Origin of the sequence: Limnobacter sp. UBA7229 (assembly GCF_002473065.1) — a bacterium.
Classification (GTDB): domain Bacteria; phylum Pseudomonadota; class Gammaproteobacteria; order Burkholderiales; family Burkholderiaceae_B; genus Limnobacter; species Limnobacter profundi.
Genome location: NZ_DKTN01000010.1, coordinates 1 through 23802, shown reverse-complemented (window position 1 = coordinate 23802; position 23802 = coordinate 1). Strand labels below are relative to the sequence as shown.

Here is a 23802-nt window from a genome sequence, read left to right as displayed (position 1 = left end):
AGAAGGGAGTAATACAAATGGCATGGACCGGTAAAGTACTGCGCGTGAACCTGACAGCAGGCACCTGCACCAGCGAAGACTTGAGAATGGATTGGGCGAAAAGCTACCTTGGCCAGCGTGGTTTGGCCACCAAGTACTTTGTGGAAGAAGTGAATGCGAAAGTGGATCCACTTTCGCCCGAAAACAAGATTATTTATGCAACAGGCCCGCTGACAGGCACCATGGCCTCCACTGGCGGCCGCTATTCAGTGATCACCAAGGGCCCGCTGACTGGCGCAATTGCCTGCTCAAATTCAGGTGGCTACTTTGGCAATGAATTGAAGAGTGCTGGTTGGGACATGGTGATCATGGAAGGCAAATCGCCCAAGCCTGTGTACCTGCTAATTGAAAATGAAAGTGCGAAATTGATGGATGCTTCTGATCTGTGGGGCAAGAGCGTATGGGACACCGAGCCTGCCATCAAAACCAAACACCAGGACCCGCTGATGCGTGTGTGCTCAATCGGCAAGGCCGGTGAGAACCAGGTGCTGTATGCAGCCATTGTGAACGACTTGCACCGCGCGGCTGGCCGTTCAGGCGTTGGCGCTGTGATGGGTTCCAAGAACGTGAAAGCAATCGCAGTGCGTGGCACCAAGGGCGTTGGCAATATTTCCAACCCCAAGGAATTCATGAAGGTGACTTACGAGAAGAAAAAAATTCTCGCTGAGAACGCCGTGACCGGTACTGGCCTGCCCACCTACGGCACCCAGGTCTTGATGAACGTGATCAACGAGATGGGTGCCATGCCCACCAACAATCACCGCGATGTTATTTTTGATGGCGCCAAAGACATTTCTGGCGAGAAAATGCACGAGCCCCGCAAAACCGATGGCAAGGCCAACCTGGTCACCAACCAGGCCTGTTTTGGTTGCACCATTGCTTGCGGACGCATTTCCAAAATTGACGAAACCCACTTCACCGTAGAAAACAAGCCGCAGTACCATGGTGCATCTGGCGGTTTGGAATACGAAGCAGCCTGGGCTTTGGGTTCATCGAACGGTGTGAACGATCTGGAAGCACTCACGTATGTGAACTTTCTGTGCAACGAGCATGGCATTGATCCGATTTCTTTGGGCGCCACTGTTTCAGCCGTGATGGAATTGTATGAAATGGGCGTGTTGACTGAAGCGCAATTGGGCTGCAAGGCGCCATTTGGTTCCGCGCAAGCATTGGTGAAGCTCAGTGAAGACACGTGCAATGGCGAAGGTTTTGGCATTGAAATTGGCCAGGGCTCCAAGCGCTTGACGGCCAAGTATGGCCACCCCGAATTGTCGATGAGCGTAAAGGGTCAGGAATTCCCGGCCTACGACTCTCGCGGTATTCAGGGTATGGGTTTGGCGTATGCCACTTCCAACCGCGGTGCCTGCCACTTGCGTGGTTACACCGTGGCATCGGAAGTGCTGGGTATTCCGGTGAAAACCGACCCCTTGGTGACCGATGGAAAGCCAGCTTTGGTGAAAGCATTCCAGGATGCAACAGCCGTGTTCGACTCAGCCGGTATTTGCGTGTTCACCAGCTTTGCCTGGACGCTGGCTGATGTGCAACCACAGGTTGCTGCTGCATGTGGCGATGAGTTCGACATGGCGAATCTGGAAACCATGGGTGAACGCATCTGGAACATGGAACGCCAGTTCAACCTGGAAGCCGGTTTCACCAAGGCTGACGACGACCTGCCTGCACGTTTGAAGAAAGACGCAGCGAAAGTGGGTCCTGCCAAAGGCCTGGTCAACGGCATCGACAAAATGCTGCCTGAGTACTTCGAGCTGCGTGGCTGGGACACCGAGGGTCGCCCAACTTCAGCAACACTGGAGCGCTTGGGGCTATGACTGTAACCACTCCAACACGGCACGTTATCTTGGGTAACGGGCCTGCGGGGGTGGTCGCTGCCGAGCAAATTCGCAAGCAGCGGCCACGCGATTCAATCGTGATGGTGGGTGCCGAACCGGAACCCCCATACTCCCGTATGGCTATTCCATACCTGCTGATTGGCAAGGTGGGTGAAAAGGGCACTTACCTTCGCAAAGACCCCGACCATTTCAAGAAGCAGAATATTCAAGAAATTCGCGCACGCGCCACCAGGCTGGACACGGCAGGCAAGAAAGTTCACCTGGACAATGGCGATGTGCTTGAATACGACAAGCTGCTGATTGCCACTGGTGCGCGGCCAATTTCACCCCCCATTCCTGGGGTGAATTTGCCAGGCGTACACCCTTGCTGGACACTGGAAAATGCACGGCAAATTATCGAGCTGGCCAAGCCCGGCTCGCGCGTGTTGCAAATGGGTGCGGGTTTTATCGGCTGCATCATCATGGAAGCACTGGCCTTGCGCGGCGTGAAGTTGACTGTGGTTGAAATGGGCAACCGCATGGTGCCCCGCATGATGACTGAAGGTGCGGGTTCCATGATTCGCGACTGGTGTATCAAGAAAGGCGTGAATGTGCATTGTTCAACGAAAGTTGAAGCCATTGAAGTGGGTAGCCAGGCTCAACAGCAAAGTCTGATTGAGAAAATTGGCTCTGCGATTGGTTTCGGCACGGCAGTGGCTGCGAAAGACGGTGCACCTTTGCGTGCAAAACTTTCAAACGGTGAAGTGCTGGAAGTGGACTTGGTGATTTCTGCCACGGGTGTGAAACCCAACCTTGACTTTCTGGAAGGCAGTGGCTTGCAGGTGGATCAGGGCTTGCTGGTGGACGATCACATGCAAACCAATATTGCCGATGTGTACGCCGCTGGCGATGTAGCACAGGTTCGCGATTTCTCAACCGGTGAGAAAACCGTGAACATGATTCAACCGGCTGCGGCTGATGATGCACGCATTGCCGCCCAAAACATGATGGGGCAGGGCACACAAACACAAGGCAGTTTGGCGATGAACGTGCTGGATACTTTGGGTTTGATCGCTGCCTCGTTTGGGCAGTGGTGGGGTGCAGAGGGTGGGCAAAGCGTCGAGTTGCAAAACAAGGACGAATTTTCCTACATGCGTTTGGAATTTCTTGGCGATGTACTGATTGGTGCAACCAGTTTGGGGCTAACGAACCATGTTGGCGTCATGCGGGGTCTGATTCAGGGCAAAATCCACTTGGGCGAATGGAAAGACCATTTGCTCGAAGATCCAACCCGATTAATGGAAGCCTATCTGGCTTGCGCTCAGTCACAAAGTACATGGAAATTACCCTCAAGCTCTTTGCAACACTGACCGACTATTTGCCAACGAACCGCGTGGACAACGCGGTTCGCTTGCAGATAAAAGAGGGCAGCACCGTGCAACAAATCATTGACCAGTTTCATCTTCCGGAGAAGCTTACACACTTGGTACTTGTGAATGGTGTGTATGTGGACCCAGCCGATCGAGCCAGCAAAGTATTAACACCCGACGATGTGTTGGCCATTTGGCCTCCCATTGCGGGCGGTTAGTTTCGCATGGCCATTTTCAACACCGACAAAGCGCTGGATATGTCGTGCACCGAGCGCGAGTTGCGTCGCTGGGTGCACATGATTGCTGAACTCTTTCCGATGATTTCAGAGCAGGCGGACTATGCGGATTTTGAAGTGCAGGGTGGTACTGCGCGAATTGCCTGGAAAGAAATGCCAGACCGCGTGATTGCTTTGGTGCGTTTAAAACGCATGGAAGTGACGCTGGCGTTTTCTGATGGTGTGCCTGCTGATGCGAGGGCGCATTTCTCGAAGCAGTTTCAGATGCACACCTTGAGGGGTGGGGGCTGAGGCTGGCGGTTGGTGATTGATGATTGGTATTGGCGAGGCTTGTGTGTGGCAACGGTTGGCCTAAGCAATGCTTCTGATTCCGGCTTGATGCTTCTGGCTTGGGGCATGCGAAACGCTTAAGCGTCTTCGCATCGGTTCCTTTCGGAACCGCCCCGCGCTGCGAAGCCGCCGGGAAGCCTTGCAAAGCCGGCCAACCGTTGCCACACACAAGCCTCACCCACCCGCACCGCGCACCGCACACCGCAAGTCTCCGGCGCTAGAGGGTATGCACCTGAGCAAGCCAGATAAACGGGTATGCACCTGAGCACGCCAAACAATCGGCTATCTGCTCGCTTGGATGGTAAACAACTCAACGCCTCGGTCTTCGAACTTCGCAAAATCAATGCACTTGCTTGTTTCGCGAGTCACCGAATCCAACACACAAAGCATCCAGTTGTCGGGCGTCAATTCTGAATTGGCCAGTGAGATGGCAGGTACAGTCAACGGCGATTCAGGTGCCCAGCGATACCAGCCGTTCTCAAGCACTGCATTGGGTGCCGGGTCGATTCCTGCACCACTGCCTTTGACAAATGTTTCTTTCAATACCAGTTGTTCATCTTTCAGCTGCCAGTGTTCAACCCACTCGGTTTTTTCCACCGAGTGAGTCCAGCTCAGGGAAAACAGCAAACCTGCAAGGCAGGCCGCTGATTTCCCGGCGATGAATACACACAGGCTCATGCAGGCTGCAGCTTGCCTTTCACTGCGCGCACGTTGCGCCAAGCCAGGTAGCCAAACACCACAGACAGGGCAAAGCCGATTTCATCGGTGATGGGCAAGGCTGCAATAAGCGTGAACGATGCAACCATCGCCAGCACTCGCATCCACACCGGTAACTTCGCGCCCAAATAACCAATGACTGCCGCGCCCCACAGGCTGATCGCCAGCACTGTTTTAATCACGATGTAGATAACAGCAGGAATATAGCCAATTTCACTTGCAAGAGGGCCACCGTCCTGAAGCATCAATGAGGGGGTGTAAACCGCCATAAAAGGAATGACAAAACCTGCTGCAGCAATTTTCACCGCCTCCATGGAAATGGTCAGTCCGCGCTCTTTGGCGATCGGTGCGGCTGCAAAACAGGCCAATGCCACAGGGGGGGTCAGGTCGGCCAGAATGCCGAAATAGAACACGAACATGTGGCTGACAATCAAAGGTACACCAAGCTGTTCAAGCGCTGGGCCTGCAATGCTGGAGGTAATGATGTAATTGGGAATGGTTGGAATACCCATGCCCAATACAATACAGGTGAGCATGGTCAGCACCAGTGAAAGGAACAAACTATTTTCGCCCACGCTGACCACAAACTGACCGAATGTATTGGCTGCACCAGTCAGTGTCATGGTGCCGATGATAATACCCACCATGGCGCATGCCACACCCACAGGCAGAGCCGATTTTGCACCATCGGCCAGTGAATCACGGCAAGCAGCCAGGGTTTCCCGACCACCTTTTTTCAGAGCGTTCACAGCGATCAACGCAATGATTGCCCCCGCGATTACCCAAATGCCGAATTGCAGGAAAGCAGCACACACCACACCCAATCCAATCCAGAACAACACCCGAATTACGGTGTTTGGCAAGCCAATTGCGATGGATGCGCCCAGAATAAGTACCACAGTAAAGGCAAGGCCTACAGTGCCGGCAAACAAGGGCGTGTAGCCACCCACCAACAACCACACCAGTGCCACCAGGGGAATGACGAGGTACCACTGTTCTTTCACGGCTTTTAAAGGGGAAGGCAAGTCTTTTTTATCCAAGCCTTTCAAGCCATGTTTGCCGGCTTCCAGGTGCACCATCCAGAAGGCACCAAAGAAATACAGAATGGCCGGAATGATCGCTGCCTTCACAATTTCGGAATACGCCACACCCAGCGTTTCGGCCATGATGAAAGCCACTGCGCCCATGACCGGTGGCATCAACTGACCACCCATGGAGGCGGTGGATTCAACCCCGCCAGCGAAAGCGGCTCGGTAGCCGAATTTTTTCATCAAGGGAATTGTGAATTGACCAGTTGTAACCACGTTGGCCACGCCTGAACCTGAAATGGTACCCATGAGTGCCGAGGACACCACAGCCACTTTGGCAGCACCGCCCTGTGCGTGGCCCACCAGGCCCAGCGCGAAGTCGGTGAACAGCTTGATCATGCCAGCTTTTTCGAGAAAAGCACCAAACAAAATAAACAGGAAAATATACGATGCCGACACATAGGTCGGGATGCCATAAATACCTTCTGTGCCGTAGGCCATGTGTTCGATCACTTGGTGGAAGTCGTATCCCCGGTGGTCAAATGGCGCCGGCAGGTATTGGCCGAACAGGCAATAGGCGAAAAATGTGCCGCAAATAATCGGCAGGGCAGGGCCCATTAAAAGCCAGGTGGCCACAAACACAGTGGCAATGGCGATCACACCCAGGTAAATGTCCAATTCGGTGGGGTCGCCAGCGCGAATTAGCAAGGGTTCGTACTCTACCCATTGGTAGCCCGCTACTCCGAGCGCGGCCAAGGCCAGCACCCAGGCAATCGCCTTCACGGCAGCATTCTTGTTGATGGCAATCAAGGGAAATGAGAGCAGCAGCAAAAAGCCCACGTGGCACGCCCGTTGAACCTGACTGGGTAAATCAAACAAGTGTGCAGCTGTTGCAATCTGAAATGTCGAGAATAAAACAGCAATCCAGAAGAGCAGGCGGCCCTCAAATGAACGCGTGAACCCGGCGGATGTTGGGTCGTGAAAGCCAGAGTTGGCTTCTGTGGCTACGGCTGAATCGGGAGTATTGGACATAGACGAAAAGCCCTGAACGGGCCCACAAGGTAACTGAGGTTGAAAGCCACACCCCGGCGGGGTGTGGCAGGTGCTACTTGCTAATTGCTTCGCAGGTTTGCCTGCTTACTTGATCAAACCTTTTTCGCGGTAAAACTTTTCTGCACCGGGGTGCAGTGGTACTGGCATGCCTTGCAAGGCATTTTCAAACTTGATGGCTTCAGCCGCTTTGTGGGCAGAGCGCAGAGCAGCCAGGTTTTCCCACAGAAGTTTGGTCATTTGATAGGCGGTTTCGTCAGATACTTCGGAGTGCGTAATCAGGAAGTTCACGATCGCCGCAGTAGGAACGTCTTTGGTTTGACCCTGATAAGTGCCTGCCGGAATGGTGCCGGGTACGTAAGGCGCGCCCAGCTTTTTAACCACCTCGGGAGGCACAGCAACCATGCTCACTTCCATAGAGGCAGACAAGTCTTTCAGTGAGGCTACCCCCAAGCCTGCCGATTGCAAAGTGGCGTCCAGTTGACGGTTTTTCATCAACTCGACCGATTCTGCGTAAGGCAAGTACTCGGTCTTGCCGAGGTCTTTGTAGCTCATGCCAGCAGCACCCAAAATAGCACGGGCATTCAATTCAGTGCCCGATTTGGCGGCACCCACTGATAGACCTTTGCCCTTTAGTTGGTCCAGAGAAGTAATGCCAGACGATTTGGATGCCACAATTTGTACGTAGTTGGGGTAAATGGCAGCAATGCCACGCAGTTTGTTCAGGGGGGCTTTGAAGCCTGCATCTGCATCGCCTTCCCAGGCCAGCTTTACGGAGTCGCCCAACGAAATACCCAGTTCACCGCGACCTTGTTGCAGTAGGTTCAGGTTTTCAACAGATGCTTTGGTGGCTTGAACCTGGGTGCGTGCACCTTTGATGTTGTCGCCATACACTTTGGACAAGGCAACACCAATCGGGTAATAAATACCAGACGTACCGCCGGTCAGAATGTTGATGAATTCGGCTTTGGCGGGTGTGGCAGCGAGTGCCAAGCCTGTAATGGCCGCTGCCAGAATGGCCGTTTTTGCTTTGCGTAGCATCATGCGTAATTCCTCCTGAGAAAGTGTTGTCGTATTTTGGTTGTGGGTTGAATATCCCCGAGAACGCAACAGGTTGCAAGGCAAAGCAGCCGATTTTTAGGCAAAATACGGGAAAATACGAATGAGGAAAACGTGAGTATCTTTACTCGCCAAAACCGGGAGGTTTTCTTCCAAACCCCTGGCTCCAAGCCCAAAACGCCAGCTCAAAATCTGTTTGTACACCCAGCTTTTGACGAATGTGTGACAGGTTGTTGCTCACGGTTTTGCCACTGATCCCCAAGCTGACTGCCACCTGTTCGATGGTGTGGCCCTCGACCAGCAAGCGCACCACATCCACTTCTCTGGGGGTCAATCCGCAGGTCAGTGTGGTCGCCGGTTCTTGCGTTGCATGGGTGTGCTGTTGCAGGTTCTCCTGGGCGTGCTGTGGCCCGGTGCTGTTGAACATGCCTTGGCTTTGAACGTCTCCGGATACAAATGTTTGTTCGCCCAGTGCCATTCGAATGCCTTGAATCAACTCCTCGGGTTCGCTGGACTTGGTCACGTAGGCCCGCGCACCCTGTTCCAGTGCCTTGGAGGCCACCACCGGGCTGTCGTGCATGGAAAGCACCACCAAGGCCAGTTTGGGCCATTTCAATCGAACCCGTTTAATCAATTCCAGCCCACTTTGCCCTGGCATGCTGATGTCCAATACCAAGGCATCGCAGGCCTGGGTTTTCAGCAAGACAAAGGCCTGGTCTGCATTGCCTGCCTCGCCGACAACGATCAGGTCGGTTTCAGAGTCAATAAAGCGTTTGTAACCCGCGCGAACTGCCGCGTGGTCATCCACCAGAATTATTCTGGATTCAAGCGGCATGATTGACCTCCACAACCGGAACATGGCAACGCAACACAAACCTGTCCATCTCGGTGTTCCAGAAAACGCGGCCTTGCAGGCTGGCCATTCTCTCGCGAATACCGGTCAGCCCCAAAGAGGGATTGATGGGAGCAGACGAGGCAACACCATCGTTTTCCACAATCAAGATAAATTCATGGGCTTGCTCATCGAAACCTGCCAATACTTTCAACTTTTTGGTGTTGGCATGGCGGGCCGCATTGGTGAGCGCTTCCTGCAAGGTGCGGTAAACGGCAATGGGTGCCTCTTTCGGCAGGGCCGGGGTGTTGGGCGCCCAGGCAAAGTCAACGTACCAGCCATGGCGCTTGGCCCAATTGTCCAGTAGGTCCAGCGCTGCATCGCGAAGTGAAACTTCAAGCAACAGGTGCGGTTTTAGTTCGCGCAGCGAACCGCGCAGCCAGCCCATCATTTCCTGCGCCTGGTCGTGTACGGCCTTCGCTGCTTCTTGCGTATTCGCCTGGGTGCTTTTCACCAGAAAAGCAGAGTTTACCGAAATGGAAGTCAGCGATTGTCCAAAGTAGTCGTGCAAATCCTGTGCAATCGTCTGGCGTTCACGTTCTTGAAGGTCCACCACACGGTTTAGCAGCGCGCGGCTTTTCTTTTGCTCGGTGTTCAGGGTTTGAATCAGCTGTGAAACGCTGTCGTGAATTCGTTTGAACTCCTCGATCTTGAATTCTTCAGTGTTTTCCAAGGTGGGGGCTGGTCTTGTTGGGTCGCGCTCCGATTCTTCATAATCGCGCAGCCATTGAACCAGTTGCTGCAAAGGTTGGTTCAAGGCGGGCCGAAGGGAATACCACACCACCACGCCGCTGCCCGCTGCCATCAGCAGCAACATGGCGCTGATTAAATAGAGTTCTCGTCGGGTTTCCCGGCGTTCCCGTTCTGCTTTTCGTTCGGCCAGTTGTTGGCGCAGGCGTTGTAGCTCCAGATTGCCCAGGGGTTCTGCATTCGAAAGCCCGCGGTGCAAGTCATCAACCAGTTCAGAGGCGGCCGCATACTCGGTTTGAACGTCCAGCCGACCCATGGTGAATACCACCAACACGCAGCATGCAGCCCAAAGGCCAAGCCAGGTGAGCAATCTTCTAACCAGTAACTCGCTTAAACGCATGGGTTGAATTGTTTGTTTGAACAGCCACAATGTGCACCAGAAATGGCTTGTGTAGAAGAGGTGAAATCCTTTTCGGGAAAACTTCCCTGTCGGAATCTGGCAATATTGTGGAATATAGTCAAGACAAGTCGCGAGGTTGCCTGGCCATTCTCCCTGGCGCGCAGAGCAGGCCAATCGCGAGACTTCACAATTACAAATCGAAATCAAAGGGCTGTGTATGTTTGCGCGTCAACATTCGTATTGGTGCACTCGTGTTGTTGCACTTTCAGTTTTATCTTTCCTCGTCCCGGTGTACGCCCAGCAGTTGGAAGAAATCGAAGTAATTTCTACGACTCCCCTGCCTGGTGCTGCGATATCAGTTGATCAAGCACCTTTCAGCGTTAAAAAAATAGACTCTCTGGAGCAAAATTCGAGCAGGGAATCCATCAGCCGCAGTCTGTTTCGCGGCATCAGCGGTGTTCAGGTGACTGACAACCAAGGCAATCCGTATCAGTCTGACGTGACCTATCGCGGTTTTTCGGTAACACCGCTGCTAGGGACACCGCCCGGCTTGTCAGTGTATGTGGATGGCGTGCGCCAGAATGAAACCTTTGGCGATGTGGTGCGGTTTGATGCCATACCCCAGTCGGCTTTGAAAGAAGTGGCCGTGCTACCAGGCACCATGCCGCAATTCGGTTTGAATTCGCTGGGCGGAGCCATTGTGATGCAAACCAAAAGTGGTCGCGATTTTCAGGGTACACAAGTGGATGCTGAACTGGGCGATTTCGGTCGAACCCGGTTCGGCGTTCAAAAAGGTTGGGTGGATGAGCCCACCCAACGCGATTTTTATGTGAACTTTAATTCATTTAACGAAGATGGTTGGCGGGTGCTGTCACCGAGTTCTGTCATGCAGTTGTTCGGCAAAATGGGCATTGTTTCCGGTGACACACAGACCAATTTCAGCTTGGCGTTTTATGAGTCTGACTTGAACGGAAATGGCGTGGTACCTCGCAGTTTTTACGACCAGAATCGTGCCCAGTCGTACACCTATTTTGACAACACTCAAAACACGGGTGGGCAGTTTGCGGTGGACTTCACGCGCTACTTGCAAAGCGGAGCTGAGCTGACAGCGAACGCCTATTACCGCAGCTCCAAATCGACCACATTCAACGGCGATGGTAACGAAAACGAAGACTACCGCTTCGGTGTGGCCGAGTTCGAACCTGACCGTGCAGAAGTAGAAGGCAATCTGGGCCCGGGCACTTACAACGTGACTTGCAGCGCACCGGCATCTACCGCTTATGCGCCGGGTACAGTGACTTTTGATGAAAACGACCCTGCTGCCATGGAACCTGACAGCGCCGATTGCCCCGGAGCAAATAACCGCGGTGTATTGAATCAGGATGTGGTGGGATTGGGCTTGCAGTATGCCTTGGCACCATTGGGTGCGCACAAGGTGTTGTTGGGCACCCAGCTTGAATTCGGGAAGTCGGATTTCAGGCGCAGCTACGCCCTGGGCGTTTTTAACAACGACCGCACGGTGCGTGAATTGTACGCACCGATTGAGCAAGTGAATGTGGAGGCGAACAACCGCCAATTTGGCGTGTATGCCCAAGACGTGTGGAGTTTGAATGACAGAACCACGGTTTTATTGGGTGGCCGCTACAACCACGCCTCAGTGAAAACCACAGACCGTTTAAGCCCGGTTTTGATCAATCAGGAAGGCGAGGCCAGCCCGGGCTTGAACAACGATTACACCTACCAGCGTTTTAATCCGTCTATTGGAATTGCTTATCAAACGGCTGCGCGCAGCACCTGGTATGCCAGTGCAGGCACCAGCAACCGGGTACCCACACCGGTTGAACTGGCTTGTTCTGACCCGGAATTTCCGTGCCTGTTACCGAATGCAATGGCTGCCGACCCGTTTCTTGAGCAAGTGATCACCACCACGGTTGAGGGTGGCTATCGAACCCGCTGGGCTGGCGGTAACAACCAATATGGTTTCTCTTTCAATATATTTCAGGCCAATAACAAAAACGACATTTTGTTCGTCACCGATGGTGCGGGTTCTGGTGGATTTTTCCAGAACTACGGAGAAACCCGCAGACAGGGGGTTGAACTGGATTTTGACTGGGAAACACCCGTGTGGAATTTCGGTGCCAGCTACCAGTACCTCGATGCGACGTTTCAAAGCGCAGCTCGACTGGCCAGCGAAGGGAACAGCAGTGCAGTGGATTTGAACGGTGACCCGGCAGTAGAAGGTGGTTTCATTCAAGTGCAACCAGGCAACAAAATTCCCGGCCTGGCAGAACACAATGTGAAATTATCATTGGGTTACAAGGCCAGCGATGCGACCACGCTGTTTGTTGACATGCAGGCGCAAAGCGAGCAGTACGCGCGTGGCAATGAAAACAACCAGCACCAGGCTGGCATCGTGAATATTCCGGGCGATGGGCCAGTTGAGTTTAAGGACAATGGTCGTATTCCCGGTTTTGCCGTATTCAATCTGGGTGTGAACCATGCCTTGAATAAAAACCTCACATTGATTGCACGTTTAAACAATGTATTTGACCGTGAATATTTCAATGGTGCTTTGTTGGGCGGCAATATTTTTGATCGCAACGGTGCCTTGGTGGACGATGAAGGTGACATTACTTATGAATCTTTTTTGGCGCCAGGTACCCCCCGAAATGCGTGGGTGGGGGTCAGTCTGAAGTTCTAGCATTTTGAGGCAAGGCCTGAATCAGCTATCCTTTCGGGGTTGTGTTGACTCAGGCTTTGCTTTCACATGTCTTTGAACGTTCGAAATGTTACCTTTGCAGCTGCCTTGTTTTTGCTTGCGCCGCTTGCCCATGCCCAAGCGGGAGATTGCTGGCAACAACACCGTGCCACGGTCTATGAGTGGACTTGTGCGGGTCAAAGCCTGCCCGCAGAAGGGCAGGATTTTGCACTGTCGATTGTCGTGGTTGATTCGCCCAAAGCCTTGATGGTGATTGATTCCGGTGCAACTGCCGCTGTGGGCGAAAGCGTAGCTGCAGCCATTCGTTCCAAATTTGGCACCAAGCCTGTGTGGGTTTTGAATACGCAACCCAAGCCTGAACATGTGTTGGGCAATGTCGGTTTTCGTGCTGCTTTTGCCAGCACACTTGCTCCGGGCGAGAATTTTTCAAGCCGCGTAGTGGCCGGCAAACGCACTGCTGATTTGATGCGCGAGCGTTGCCCCACCTGCATTGAAAACTTTTCCGAAAGAATGGGAAGCGATTCCGTGAAAGGCACGGAGTCCCTGGTTCCGGGCCGTATTTTACGAACCCAAACAGGTCACCTGGGTTTGTTGCACAATGATTGGGTGCCCTGGAAGTTTCGCTTGTACAAAGACCTTGAAACCGAAGAGGCATTGGTGTTGCGCAATCAGGAACTGAAATTGTGGTGGGTAGGCTCGGCTGTTCAAAACAGGGACATACCCGATTTGTACGATGGCAATGTGGTGGAGCGAATCAATTTTTTGGGTCGCTTGAAGGCGCGAATGGCGGCTGATGACACAGTATTGACTTCATTTGGCGTTTTGGGCCGCGACTGGATAGAACGCAACCTGAACTATTTTGTGCGTGTTCAACAAGCAGTATTGTATGGGCTTGAGGATGGTGTCAGCGAGGTGGAACTGATTGAGCAGATTAGTGCGCAAATTGGTGAGTTTAAAAACATTGTTTATGTTCAAACCGACCCCAACGTGAATGCCAAAGCACTTGAAACACACCAGTTGAACATTCAACGCATTTTCCGCCAAACAGAGCCATTTGCTTTTTAGAGCCTCTGCTGGAATGTAGCTTGCTAGTAGTCTTCTGAACTGTTGCAAACTGGGACAGGCAAATAACAACACAGGGACTACTTGCATTGACTACCAACAAAACACACACCCTGTTTTTACTGTGGGTGTTGCTGATCAGCCTTACTGGCTTTGGCCTGTACATGACTTGGCACAAAGGCTTTTTTCAATGGATTATCCTGACTGACAACACCCGTATTTGTGTGGTGATCGTGCTGGCATTTGTTGTGGGCAGTGCCCTTGCAGGCTGGCGAAGCATTTATTTGAGTAGGCAGACCCAGTATTTTGAGCAAATTCGTGGTGGCTTCTCCGACTTCAAACTGGGTCAATCCATTTGCCACGATTACCTCACTCATCCCCTGGCACACCCTAGCGAAGGTCAATTGATGGCTGAGGTGATGGCGGAACGCGCACGTGGTACGCATCAGGTGGGCTGGTTTGTCACGGGGCTTATGATCAAGTTGGGTTTGTTGGGTACTGTGGTTGGTTTCATCATGATGCTCAGTAGCCTGGAAGGTTTGGAGCAGCTTGATATTTCGGACATCAAGACTTTGATGCAGCAAATGACCCAGGGCATGGGTGTGGCCATGAACACCACCTTGGTGGGCCTGATTGGCAGCATTTTGTTGGGTGTGCAGTTTTTGATGCTCGATCGCCACGCCGACAAACTGATTGCAGCCACAGTGGACTATGCACACCGAAACGTGAAAGCGAGCTGAGCAGCATGCCGCTTTTCAATCACAAGCCAGACTTTGAACTGGACCCGTTCACCGACCTGATTTTCAACGCTTTGTTGATTTTCACTTTTCTGTTTCTGATGGCCTTGTTGCTGCTGAACCCGCCTGCCAAAAGCGGAATTATTGATCCCAAGGCCGAGTTTTTGGTGACGGTAAGCTGGCCAGACAACGACCCCAACGACATTGATGTGTGGGCCGCCGGACCCGCTGGCGCGCAGGTGTGGTTTATGCGCCCCCAAGACGGCTTGTTGCACCTGGACCGGGATGACCGCGGCCTGGCCAATGACACGCAGGAGATTGAAGGGCAGGTGTTTGTGAACCCCCTGAATCAGGAGGTGTTGACCATTCGGGGTCGCCCCCCTGGGGAATACATTGTCAACCTGCACTACTACAAAACCGAAAACAAATTGCCCGTGCCTGTGAACATTTATGTTGCAGAAGTAAACCCGAAATTGAAAGTGTTGCATTACTCCACAGTCAACTTGCAGCAAGAGGGCGATGAAGCCACAGCGGTTCGGTTCACGATTGATGCAGACGGCACGGTGAGCAACATCAATCAACTTGAAAAATCTTTGGTGAAGGCAGACGGAAAATGAATGAAGTACTGGTGGTTTTGGGCATTGCCTATATTTTTCTGGCAGCGCTTTTGTTGCTGGCCCTTGTGTATGGCAGCATGAGTTGGGTTACCAAGCTGGTTCTGATTCTGGTGTCTGTGGGCTTTTACTGGGTCAGCTATCTGGGTTGGCAGAATGCGCAGGGTTGGCCCAGCCAGGCTGATTTACCCAAGCGCTTTTTGTTTTATGCGGTAGTTGTTGAAGAACCGGATAAAACAGAAGGTATTGAGGGACGCTTGTTTGTATGGGCCAGCGACTTGGCTAACGACAGACCTTCGGACACGCCACGCGCTTATGTGTTGCCTTATGACAAAGAGCTGCATGTGAAGCTGGATGCCGCGCAGCGCCAAATGCGCAACGGCAATTTACAGATCGGTGAAGTGGGTGGTGAATTGTTTGATCCACAGGCCACGCGAGACAACACCCGCATAGCCGACAAGAAAATCGATCTTGAATTCACCGATTTGCCCGACCCTCAGTTGCCGGAGAAGTAAGCCATGTTGAAAATGTTGAGTGTGGCCGTTTTAGCGCTGGGTCTGGCTGGCTGTTCCAAAGTGGGTGGGGGTGAATACTTTCCGCTGGATGAAGGCTTGCAGTGGCACTACAAACTCGATTTTGTGATGCCCGACGGCAAGAACAAAAAAGACTTGATGATTCGCAGCATGGGGCCGTCCAGTTTTAAAACTGAGGAAGACGAAATCCAGGGCATGGTGCGTCGAACCTCGGATGGTACGGACTACCTGGTTCAGGAACGGGAAGACGGCTTTTACCGTGTCGGGAAACGTGTCATTGTTCAAACCAAGCCGCAGGCTGATAAAGCACCACGTCTGATACTGCCCAAAGGCCGAAACCTGCGGGTGGGTTACACCTGGACGATGGACACCAGCCCATATGTGGCGCACTGGATGCCACCCTTCATTGAGGCGAACGCCAGTATCAAGCCATTTGACATGGTGTATGAAATCGCATCGCTGGATGACACCGTGGAAACGCCTGCGGGTGTGTTCCAGAAATGTGTGCGCGTGGACGGCATGGGCAAAATGGTGTTTTATGCCGACGCCAGTGCGGGTTATCAGGAAATTCTGATTAACCACAGTGAATGGTATGCGCCCGGTGTGGGGCTGGTGAAACTGGAGCGCGATGAGCCTTTGGACACCAGCATCATGAAAGGGGGCAAAGTGACCATGGTGCTCAGCAGTTTCATGGATTAAGTGTTACTTGTTGAACAACCCTTCAAGCACCTGGTCGCAAAAGCGTTTGCGTTTGTCACCGTTGCCCGTGACAGTGCAATGTTCAATCAAGACCTGGTCACCTACAAGGCTATGCGATTCCACGCGATCGGCATAAAGAAGAATTTCTTCGGTGTCCAGGCTGAATTTGGAATCCAGATCCATCTGGTTTAAATCGGGTCTGCGCCAGTGCACAGTGAACAGTGGCTGGTTCTGAAACACTTCGCCTTTCTGGTTCTGAAGTTCCGTCACCGCTTGTACCGACAGCATGGGGTGGCTGTTGAACTCTTGCGGGTAGTGGCGTTTCATTTCCCGCATGATGTTGTAAGCGTCGGTTGCGAACAGGGTCACAATTCGATTGCGCGTGACAAAAGTCAGTTGCTCAGTATTCAATCCACGAATTTCCACAATATTGCCGTTGGCCATTTTGTCCATGGAATCGGGTGGGGGCGGGCTGCAGGCCGCAATCAGGGCCGCACAGGCCAGCAGTGTGGCGTGTTTGACATGGCGCAACGTGGGGCGCATTCGTGGTCTCCAGTGTCGTGTTGTTGTGCCAGCAGTATAGGGGGTAAATGTTGTCACCGGGCTTACATAGAGCCAAGTTCCCTTTCCACATAATGCCCAGCCATATCGGCCAGACCCCTGGCGAGGTCATCGAAAGTAAAGCCTGGGTTGGGGTGGTTCAAGTAGCGAATCATGGTGGCGATGCCACTGTTGATGAAAATGTAAGTCATGGTTTGAAGATTGTTCAGCCGCAAAATTTCCGGGTGCTTGATGGCATGCTGGATAAACAGGTCGGCCAGTGCCCGGTATATGGGGCCGAAAGGCACATGCTTTTCCATCAAGGCCGATTCTCGGGCGCAACGCAGGTACAGTTCATCGTCTTTTTTCAGGAATTCAGCGGTCTGGGCAATCAATTCATACACTGCATCGCGCAGTGAAAGCCGAACAACGTTTGTTGTGGCCCCCTGAATTACCCCAACCAGCTCTTTGGAAAAGCGCTCGCCCATGGCGCTGAAAATCGCCTCCTTGTTTTCGAAATATTCATAAATCGAGCCAACACCTACACCGGCATATTCTGCAATTTGTCGCGTGGTTGCGCCTTCTGCGCCATGTTTGGCCAGTGCAATGAAGGCACCTTGAACAATGGTTTCCACCGTGTTTTGGGAGCGAATTTGTTTGGGTTTTCTGGTCATGAATAAATCCGAATTGAATCCGAACAAACGTTCGTTTTAATATGACATTGTTCAATGTCACGGTCGCGCTGTCAAGCGCAATAGGATTTACACATGTTCGGGAAAAAAATTACCAAGGGTGCGAATGCAGTGGTCACCGGCGCTGGCAGTGGTATCGGCCGTGCCTTCGCGCTTGAAATAGTTCGCAGGGGGGGCCGTGTAGTGTGCGCCGACATTAGCCTGGAACGCGCGCAGGAGACCGTGGAAATGATCATGGACCAAGTGGCCGGCAAGCTGAAGAACGCTGACCTGGTGTTTGTACCGCAGGCCTGGGCCGTGAAATGCGATGTCAGCAAGCTAAAGGACGTAGAAGCGCTGGCCTTGCAAGCCGAGGAAATTTTTGGTGGAACCGAGGACAACACCGCCATTGATTTGGTGGTGAATAACGCAGGTGTGGGCGTGGGTGGCAAACCGATTGGTGAAACCACGATTGAAGACTGGAAGTGGACCATCGGCGTGAACCTGTGGGGTGTTATTCACGGTTGCCACGTATTTGCGCCACGTTTGCGTAAAAAGGGTGCTGTAAAAAAGTGCGGCATCATCAACGTAGCGTCCACGGCCAGCTTTGCTGCTGCACCGCTGATGAGTGCCTACAACGTGACCAAGGCCGGTGCTTTGGCATTGACTGAAACGCTTGCTTCCGAGATGGCTGGCACTGGCGTGAATGTGACCGCACTGTGCCCCACCTTTGTGAAAACCAATATTACGAAAGATGGCCGGATTGATGCCGCGTCGAACCAATTGGCCAACAAGCTGATGGAGTGGACCGGCGTGTCTGCCGACGGCGTGGTGAAAGAAACATTGAATGCATTGGACAAGGGGCAGCTGTATGTGTTGCCCCAGCTGGATGCCCGCATGATTTGGCGCATGAAGCGCTTGATGCCCCGCAGTTACACGCGCGGTGCTGGTTTATTGGCCCGTGTGGCCGCAAAAGCTTTTTAAGGAGTACACAAAATGCCTCAACTCGATCTGGAAAAAACACTGCGCCGCATCAAGGAGAATCAATGGGCTTTGGCCGACATTGATTGGGATGCGCCTGGCCGCGAGATGATCACTGAAGAACAGTGGCCCAAACTGAAGGCCTTCATGGCCGACCTGACCTGGATTGAACACATTGGTGCGCGCGGCTTTGCGGCCATGGCCAAAAAAGCCCCGAACGATACTTTGAAAGAAATTTACACCTGGTTTCATGCAGAAGAACAGCGCCATGCCAATGCCGAGCTGGCCTTGATGCAGCGTTGGGGCATGCTTGAAGAAGGTGAAATTCCCGAGCCGAATATCAACCTTCGCTTGACCATTGAATGGCTGGACAAGTACAGCGACGACATGCCCTTGAGCGTTTTGGGCAGTGTAATTCCCATGCTGGAAGTGACGCTGGATGGCGCACTGTGCAAGTTCCTGCTGGATGAGGTGAAAGACCCTGTTTGTCATGAAGTGTTCAAGAAGATTAATGCCGATGAGGCCCGTCATTTGGGTGTGGATTTCCATGTGCTTGAAATGATGGGTCATGGCCCAATGTACCGCCTGGCTTTGGAATCAATTGCCACGGCCATCAACCCCAAACTGCTGTTGGGTGTTGCAGTGTATTTCCCTTTGTTGAATCGCATGCGCGACAACATTGTGACCATGGGTTTGAAGGAAGAAAAACTGTACGAGGCCATGGCCAAATTTGAAAAATACGGTGGTGAAACGCCTGAGGGCCGACGCAACCCCTGGTATCAGGTGATGCGCCTGCATGGAAAATGGGTGATTGATCGCAAAAACCGTTTTTACCATGTACCCGTGGATGCAGCCGTGAAGGCCTCCAATTACATCCCGAAAAGCTGGTTGCCCGAAGTACCAAGCTGGGTGAACAAACTGACTTGGCACACCACGGCTTGAACAATGCGAGAAACCACAATGACGATTGAAATTAGAAAGCCTGCGAAGGCACTGAAAGGCACCACTGCTGCGCGTACTACCGTGCACCGCAGTTCAAGCAAAAGTGCTGCTGCAAAAAGTGGCGAGCATGTGTACGACACCTTGATTATTGGTGCTGGTTTCGCAGGTTTGGGCACTGCGATCAAACTTCGCGAAGCGGGTGTACACAATGTGGCCATTCTGGAGCGAGCCGCTGAGGTGGGCGGCACTTGGCGCGACAACCAATACCCCGGAGCAGCCTGTGACATTCCGTCGAATCTGTACAGCTTTTCCTTTGCGCCGAACCCCAACTGGTCTCGCAGCTATTCCGGCAGCCAGGAAATTCTGGCTTATGTGCACAGCCTGGTGAATGATTTTGGTTTGGAGAAACTGATTCAATATCAGCAAAATGTAACGCGAGTCGAGCTGGACGATGCGCAAGGGCTGTGGATGATTCACACTGACGGCGGTCGAGTGTGGAAAGGCAAAACCGTGATCATGGCCAGCGGTCCTTTGGCCAATGCCAGTTTCCCAAAAATTCGGGGCATTGAGAACTTCAAGGGCAAGAAAATTCACAGCGCGCAATGGGATCATGATTACGACTTCACCGGCAAGCGTGTGGCGGTGGTTGGCACCGGTGCCAGCGCCATTCAAATCATTCCCGAGCTGGTGAAGAAAGTCGACAAGCTGAAAGTATTTCAGCGTACGCCAGCCTGGGTCATGCCTCGGCCCGATTTCTCAACCTCTGAGTTGAGTAAAAAACTGTTCGCAAAATTGCCCTTTACGCAAAAAGCAATTCGCGAAGCGTTGTACTGGACTCATGAAAGTATGGCCCTGGCCGTGATCTGGAGCTCGCCGGTGACACGCCTTGGCGAACGTTTGGGGCAGGCCTTTTTGAAATCACAAGTGCCTGACCCCTGGATGCGCAGGCAATTGAAACCCGATTACAAATTGGGTTGCAAGCGTATTTTGGTGAGTAACGATTACTACCCGGCCTTGCAAAAAGAAAATTGCGAACTGATTACCTGGCCGATTGCCAATATTGTGGAGCAGGGCATTCGCACTTCGGAAGGCATTGAACACCGCGTGGATTGCATTGTGTTTGCCACTGGTTTTGATGTGCCGAAAAGTGGCACACCTTATCCAATACTGGGTGTGGGTGGTCGCGAATTGGCCAAGGAATGGCAGCGCGGTGCGCAGGCTTACAAAAGCATCAATGTGAGCGGCTATCCCAACCTGTACATCATGTTTGGACCCAACAGTGGCCCTGGTCACAATTCGGCACTGGTGTACATGGAGCAGCAAATCGCTTACGCGGTGAAAGGCATTCGCACCATTCTGGATTCCAACTTGAAAATGCTGGATGTAAAGCCTGATGTGCAGGCCAAACACAATGCCAACATACAAAAGCGCCTGGCAAAAACCAACTGGAACTCCGGTTGCAAAAGCTGGTACCTGACCGAGGATGGTTTCAACGCCACCATGTTCCCCGGTTTTGCTACGCAATATGCAGCGCAAATGTCAAAGTTTGATGTGAAGGCCTACAGGCAGGTGAAAGCAGACGTAACAGCGTGAGGCTTGTTAATTAAGGTAGTGGGAGTAGTGCCGCCCCCAGTGACTCGTGACGGTCCTGGGGGCTTTTAATTCAATCCTTACGATTTGGTGAACCAGAACTCGTTGATCAAACCGATGATCAGCGCCACAATCACAATGACATCAGCCTTGATGACTCTTGCAATCAATGGGTTGTAGTCGCCCACTTGCCACGCCACTGCAATAAAGCCAACGGTGCTCACCAGGCCAAAGCACATGGCCAGCAGGCGCAAATCGGCTTTGAACATGGCCACCACGAACAACACACCCAGCAAACCGAATAACAGTGCGCGGTGTTGCATGGCGATCAATAAATTGGGATCGGTTATGCCTACTCCGTACAGCTTCTCGAGCGATGTTTTACCCATGATTCCGCTGAGGGGTAAAAAATGGATGAAGGCCGCGATGGCCAATGCAATGTTGCTGATCCAGTTCATGGTGTTTCCCTTGTTGAGCCTCGAGTATGAGATAAGATTAGCCGTCCAATCAATGACCTCTCAGATCAATAATGTCCACGCCTGCTGCTGAAATGACCGCTCTTGATCAACCCCCCGCACCGGTCAGCCTGATGCAGGCTTTCTGGTTCTGGTTAAAGCTGGGTTTCATCAGTTTTGGCGGGCCAGCCGGGCAAATCGCCATCATGCATGAGGAACTGGTTGAACGTCGCCGCTGGATTTCCGAGAAGCGTTTTCTACATGCCCTGAATTACTGCATGTTGTTGCCGGGCCCGGAGGCTCAACAGTTGGCCACTTACCTTGGGTGGTTAATGCACCGCACCTGGGGGGGAATAGTGGCAGGTGCATTGTTTGTTCTTCCTTCGCTGTTTATTTTGGTGTTGCTTTCTTGGGTTTACATTGCGTTTGGCGATGTGCCTGTTGTTGCCGGTGTTTTCTATGGCATTAAGCCAGCGGTGACCGCGATCGTGTTGCATGCAGCACACCGCATTGGCTCCCGTGCCCTGAAAAACAACTGGATGTGGGCAATTGCGGCAGCGTCGTTTGTGGCGATTTTTGCCATGAACGTACCCTTTCCCATCATTGTGGCCACAGCGGCAATCATCGGCCTTGTGGGCGGAAAATTGTTCCCCGCCAAGTTCAACGGCAGCGCTGGGCATGCCGGTGCGCAAAAATCGTATGGCGCTGCTTTAATTGACGACAACACCCCGACACCCGAGCATGCCCGTTTCAGCAAAGTTCATTTGGCCAAAGTGCTTGTAACCGGTGCACTGCTGTGGCTGGTGCCCATGGGTTTGCTGACAGCAAGCCTGGGTTGGCAAAACACCTTCACGCAAATGGGCTGGTTTTTCACCAAGGCGGCTTTGCTGACCTTTGGTGGGGCTTACGCCGTGTTGCCTTATGTGTACCAGGGTGCGGTAGGTCATTATGGCTGGCTGACACCCACGCAAATGATTGACGGCTTGGCCTTGGGTGAAACCACACCCGGGCCGCTGATTATGGTGGTTGCATTCGTGGGTTTTGTAGGTGCTTATGTGCAGGCTGCCTTCGGACCCGAGAACGCTTTTATTGCGGGTGCACTTGCTGCTGCCTTGGTCACATGGTTCACATTCCTTCCGTCTTTTCTGTTCATTCTGGCGGGTGGTCCTTTGGTTGAAAGCACCCACGACGACTTGAAATTCACTGCACCTTTGCTGGCCATTACCGCGGCCGTGGTGGGCGTGGTAGTGAACCTTGCCGTATTTTTTGCCTATCACGTGCTGTGGCCTGAGGGCTTGGAAGGTCATTTTGACTGGGCCGCCCTAGCGATTACCTTGGGTGCTGTCACTGCACTTTTTTACTTCAAGTGGTCGGTGATGCAGGTGCTGGGTACTTGCGCAGCGCTGGGTTTGGTGCTGAGTTTTGTTACAGCTTAAGTAGGAGAGGGTTTTGATCACCAAAGAAATGATGAATGAATTCATCAACACGCAATTTCCACAAAGCAAAATCACGGTTGAACATGTCGATGGCGAATCCGCTACCATTCGTCACAAAATTACGGTGGCTGAGTTGCGCCCCGGTGGCACCGTGGCTGGCCCCGTCATGTTTTTGGTGGCCGACTGCGCCTTGTATGTGGGCATACTGGGGCGAATTGGCATTGTGCCTTTGGCGGTGACCACGAATATGAACATCAATTTTTTGAGGAAACCTTCTGCAGACCGTGACATCATCGGCGTGTGCAAATTGATCAAAGTGGGCAAAACGCTGGCAATTGGCGAGGTGAGTGTGTACTCCGAAGGCTTGCCTGAACCCGTTGCACATGCTGTGGGCACCTATGCCATTCCGCCCAAGAAAGACTGACTTGCCTAATTCAAAGGAGCAACACCATGAGCAACACCATTCGCGTACTGGGTATTTCGGGAAGTCTTCGTGCAAAGTCGAGCAACACGGGTTTGCTGCGCGCCGCCGCCGGGCAGTTGCCTGAGGGCATGGAAATGCAGTTCGCCAATTTAATTGATTTGCCGTTTTTCAATGCCGACCTTGCTGAAAGGCCGGCCGCTGTTCAGGCTTTTTTTGAACAATTGAAACAGGCCGATGCATTGATGTTGGCCTGCCCTGAATACAACTATTCGATTGCACCTGCCTTGAAAAATGCCATCGACTGGGCCTCGCGTTATCCGGACAATGCCTTGCTGGCTGGTAAACCCGTGGCCATTTGCGGCGCGGGTGGCGGCATGGGCACCTCACGCGCCCAATACCATTTGCGGCAAGTGTGTGTGTATCTGGATTTACATCCTTTGAACAAGCCTGAAGTATTTGCCAATGCATTTGCGGGTGGTTTTGATGCCGATGGCAATGTGACGGACGAGAAAATCAAGTCCAACCTGGCCGCCCAGTTGCTGGCCTTGAAAGCATGGAGCCTTCGCCTGAAAGGGTAGGGGTGAAATAAATTTCACATCAACCCTAAAGAATCATTTTTTCCAAGCGTTAATGAATCATGAGCAGCGCACGACAGTGCACGACACTGAAGGCGACTGACTCTTAACTCAATAAATTGCTTGGAGAATTAAAATGCTAGGAATCAACACCAACGTAGCTTCACTGACCGCCCAGAAAAACCTC

General features: G+C 52.6%; 24 protein-coding genes. 16 read left to right on the top strand and 8 right to left on the bottom strand.

The window, feature by feature from the left end; translation table 11 throughout:
* The first annotated feature begins 17 nt into the window (after nt 1–17).
* Genes B4C79_RS04585 through B4C79_RS04570 form a run of 4 tightly spaced genes read left to right on the top strand, consistent with a single transcriptional unit; the run spans nt 18 to nt 3762 of the window.
* Nucleotides 18–1865 carry an aldehyde ferredoxin oxidoreductase family protein gene (locus B4C79_RS04585; RefSeq protein ID WP_171098111.1) on the top strand — a complete coding sequence of 616 codons (1848 nt, stop codon included), beginning with the start codon at nt 18–20 and terminating at the stop codon, nt 1863–1865.
* On the top strand, nt 1862–3235 hold the full coding sequence (locus B4C79_RS04580; RefSeq protein WP_105028505.1) for an NAD(P)/FAD-dependent oxidoreductase: 1374 nt from the start codon (nt 1862–1864) through the stop codon (nt 3233–3235). The genes B4C79_RS04585 and B4C79_RS04580 overlap by 4 nt, the downstream gene beginning before the upstream one ends.
* A complete protein-coding gene (locus tag B4C79_RS04575; RefSeq protein WP_105028506.1) occupies nt 3202–3453 on the top strand; it encodes a MoaD/ThiS family protein in 252 nt (83 codons plus the stop codon). Before B4C79_RS04580 ends, B4C79_RS04575 begins: the two co-directional genes overlap by 34 nt.
* A gap of 6 nt (nt 3454–3459) precedes the next feature.
* Complete coding sequence (locus B4C79_RS04570; protein ID WP_105028507.1) at nt 3460–3762, top strand: hypothetical protein; 303 nt, start codon at nt 3460–3462, stop codon at nt 3760–3762.
* A gap of 321 nt (nt 3763–4083) precedes the next feature.
* Here the strand turns inward: B4C79_RS04570 and B4C79_RS04565 are convergent, their stop codons facing one another.
* From B4C79_RS04565 to B4C79_RS04545, 5 genes are all read right to left on the bottom strand, one after another.
* Nucleotides 4084–4479, bottom strand: coding sequence for a DUF1850 domain-containing protein (locus B4C79_RS04565; RefSeq protein ID WP_291743076.1), 396 nt, complete (start codon nt 4477–4479; stop codon nt 4084–4086).
* A complete protein-coding gene (locus B4C79_RS04560) occupies nt 4476–6578 on the bottom strand; it encodes a TRAP transporter permease (protein WP_291751777.1) in 2103 nt (700 codons plus the stop codon). Before B4C79_RS04560 ends, B4C79_RS04565 begins: the two co-directional genes overlap by 4 nt.
* Before the next feature lie 105 nt (nt 6579–6683).
* Nucleotides 6684–7640: a TAXI family TRAP transporter solute-binding subunit gene (locus tag B4C79_RS04555; protein ID WP_105028510.1), complete on the bottom strand. Its 957-nt coding sequence runs from the start codon at nt 7638–7640 to the stop codon at nt 6684–6686.
* Between the two features lie 139 nt (nt 7641–7779).
* Nucleotides 7780–8490, bottom strand: a complete 711-nt coding sequence (locus B4C79_RS04550) for a response regulator transcription factor (RefSeq protein WP_291743070.1) — start codon at nt 8488–8490, stop codon at nt 7780–7782.
* Nucleotides 8480–9637, bottom strand: coding sequence for a sensor histidine kinase (locus B4C79_RS04545; protein ID WP_291743068.1), 1158 nt, complete (start codon nt 9635–9637; stop codon nt 8480–8482). Before B4C79_RS04545 ends, B4C79_RS04550 begins: the two co-directional genes overlap by 11 nt.
* Before the next feature lie 217 nt (nt 9638–9854).
* Here B4C79_RS04545 and B4C79_RS04540 point away from each other — a divergent pair, with 217 nt between their 5' ends.
* The 6 genes from B4C79_RS04540 (at nt 9855) to B4C79_RS04515 (ending at nt 16001) form a co-directional block, all read left to right on the top strand.
* Nucleotides 9855–12338: a TonB-dependent receptor gene (locus B4C79_RS04540; RefSeq protein WP_291751775.1), complete on the top strand. Its 2484-nt coding sequence runs from the start codon at nt 9855–9857 to the stop codon at nt 12336–12338.
* A gap of 66 nt (nt 12339–12404) precedes the next feature.
* Nucleotides 12405–13421, top strand: a complete 1017-nt coding sequence (locus tag B4C79_RS04535) for a hypothetical protein (protein ID WP_291743403.1) — start codon at nt 12405–12407, stop codon at nt 13419–13421.
* Between the two features lie 86 nt (nt 13422–13507).
* The gene (locus B4C79_RS04530) at nt 13508–14158 is read left to right on the top strand and encodes a MotA/TolQ/ExbB proton channel family protein (protein ID WP_291743401.1); all 651 of its coding nucleotides are present in this window, start codon (nt 13508–13510) and stop codon (nt 14156–14158) included.
* 5 nt (nt 14159–14163) lie between these two features.
* Nucleotides 14164–14772 carry a hypothetical protein gene (locus B4C79_RS04525; protein WP_275269856.1) on the top strand — a complete coding sequence of 203 codons (609 nt, stop codon included), beginning with the start codon at nt 14164–14166 and terminating at the stop codon, nt 14770–14772.
* Nucleotides 14769–15284 carry a hypothetical protein gene (locus tag B4C79_RS04520; RefSeq protein ID WP_275269855.1) on the top strand — a complete coding sequence of 172 codons (516 nt, stop codon included), beginning with the start codon at nt 14769–14771 and terminating at the stop codon, nt 15282–15284. The genes B4C79_RS04525 and B4C79_RS04520 overlap by 4 nt, the downstream gene beginning before the upstream one ends.
* A gap of 3 nt (nt 15285–15287) precedes the next feature.
* Nucleotides 15288–16001, top strand: coding sequence for a hypothetical protein (locus tag B4C79_RS04515; RefSeq protein ID WP_291743396.1), 714 nt, complete (start codon nt 15288–15290; stop codon nt 15999–16001).
* 3 nt (nt 16002–16004) lie between these two features.
* Here the strand turns inward: B4C79_RS04515 and B4C79_RS04510 are convergent, their stop codons facing one another.
* Nucleotides 16005–16544, bottom strand: a complete 540-nt coding sequence (locus tag B4C79_RS04510) for a hypothetical protein (RefSeq protein WP_105028520.1) — start codon at nt 16542–16544, stop codon at nt 16005–16007.
* A gap of 62 nt (nt 16545–16606) precedes the next feature.
* Nucleotides 16607–17215, bottom strand: a complete 609-nt coding sequence (locus tag B4C79_RS04505) for a TetR/AcrR family transcriptional regulator (protein ID WP_171098135.1) — start codon at nt 17213–17215, stop codon at nt 16607–16609.
* 93 nt (nt 17216–17308) lie between these two features.
* On the opposite strand from B4C79_RS04505, the gene B4C79_RS04500 reads away from it, so the two are divergent.
* From B4C79_RS04500 to B4C79_RS04490, 3 genes are read left to right on the top strand one after another with little or no spacing between them, the layout of a single operon-like run.
* Nucleotides 17309–18196 carry an SDR family NAD(P)-dependent oxidoreductase gene (locus tag B4C79_RS04500; RefSeq protein ID WP_291743393.1) on the top strand — a complete coding sequence of 296 codons (888 nt, stop codon included), beginning with the start codon at nt 17309–17311 and terminating at the stop codon, nt 18194–18196.
* A gap of 12 nt (nt 18197–18208) precedes the next feature.
* On the top strand, nt 18209–19135 hold the full coding sequence (locus tag B4C79_RS04495; RefSeq protein ID WP_171098139.1) for a ferritin-like domain-containing protein: 927 nt from the start codon (nt 18209–18211) through the stop codon (nt 19133–19135).
* Between the two features lie 18 nt (nt 19136–19153).
* Nucleotides 19154–20728 carry a flavin-containing monooxygenase gene (locus B4C79_RS04490; protein WP_240605681.1) on the top strand — a complete coding sequence of 525 codons (1575 nt, stop codon included), beginning with the start codon at nt 19154–19156 and terminating at the stop codon, nt 20726–20728.
* A gap of 77 nt (nt 20729–20805) precedes the next feature.
* On the opposite strand, the gene B4C79_RS04485 is transcribed toward B4C79_RS04490, so the two are convergent.
* Nucleotides 20806–21183, bottom strand: coding sequence for a phosphopantetheine adenylyltransferase (locus tag B4C79_RS04485; RefSeq protein ID WP_291751771.1), 378 nt, complete (start codon nt 21181–21183; stop codon nt 20806–20808).
* Nucleotides 21184–21254: 71 nt separating this feature from the next.
* On the opposite strand from B4C79_RS04485, the gene chrA reads away from it, so the two are divergent.
* From chrA to B4C79_RS04470, 3 genes are read left to right on the top strand one after another with little or no spacing between them, the layout of a single operon-like run.
* On the top strand, nt 21255–22616 hold the full coding sequence (gene chrA / locus B4C79_RS04480) for a chromate efflux transporter (protein WP_291751769.1): 1362 nt from the start codon (nt 21255–21257) through the stop codon (nt 22614–22616).
* A gap of 13 nt (nt 22617–22629) precedes the next feature.
* A complete protein-coding gene (locus B4C79_RS04475; protein ID WP_171098145.1) occupies nt 22630–23040 on the top strand; it encodes a PaaI family thioesterase in 411 nt (136 codons plus the stop codon).
* A 26-nt stretch (nt 23041–23066) separates the two neighbouring features.
* Nucleotides 23067–23618, top strand: a complete 552-nt coding sequence (locus tag B4C79_RS04470; RefSeq protein ID WP_171098147.1) for an NADPH-dependent FMN reductase — start codon at nt 23067–23069, stop codon at nt 23616–23618.
* Nucleotides 23619–23802: the final 184 nt, after the last annotated feature.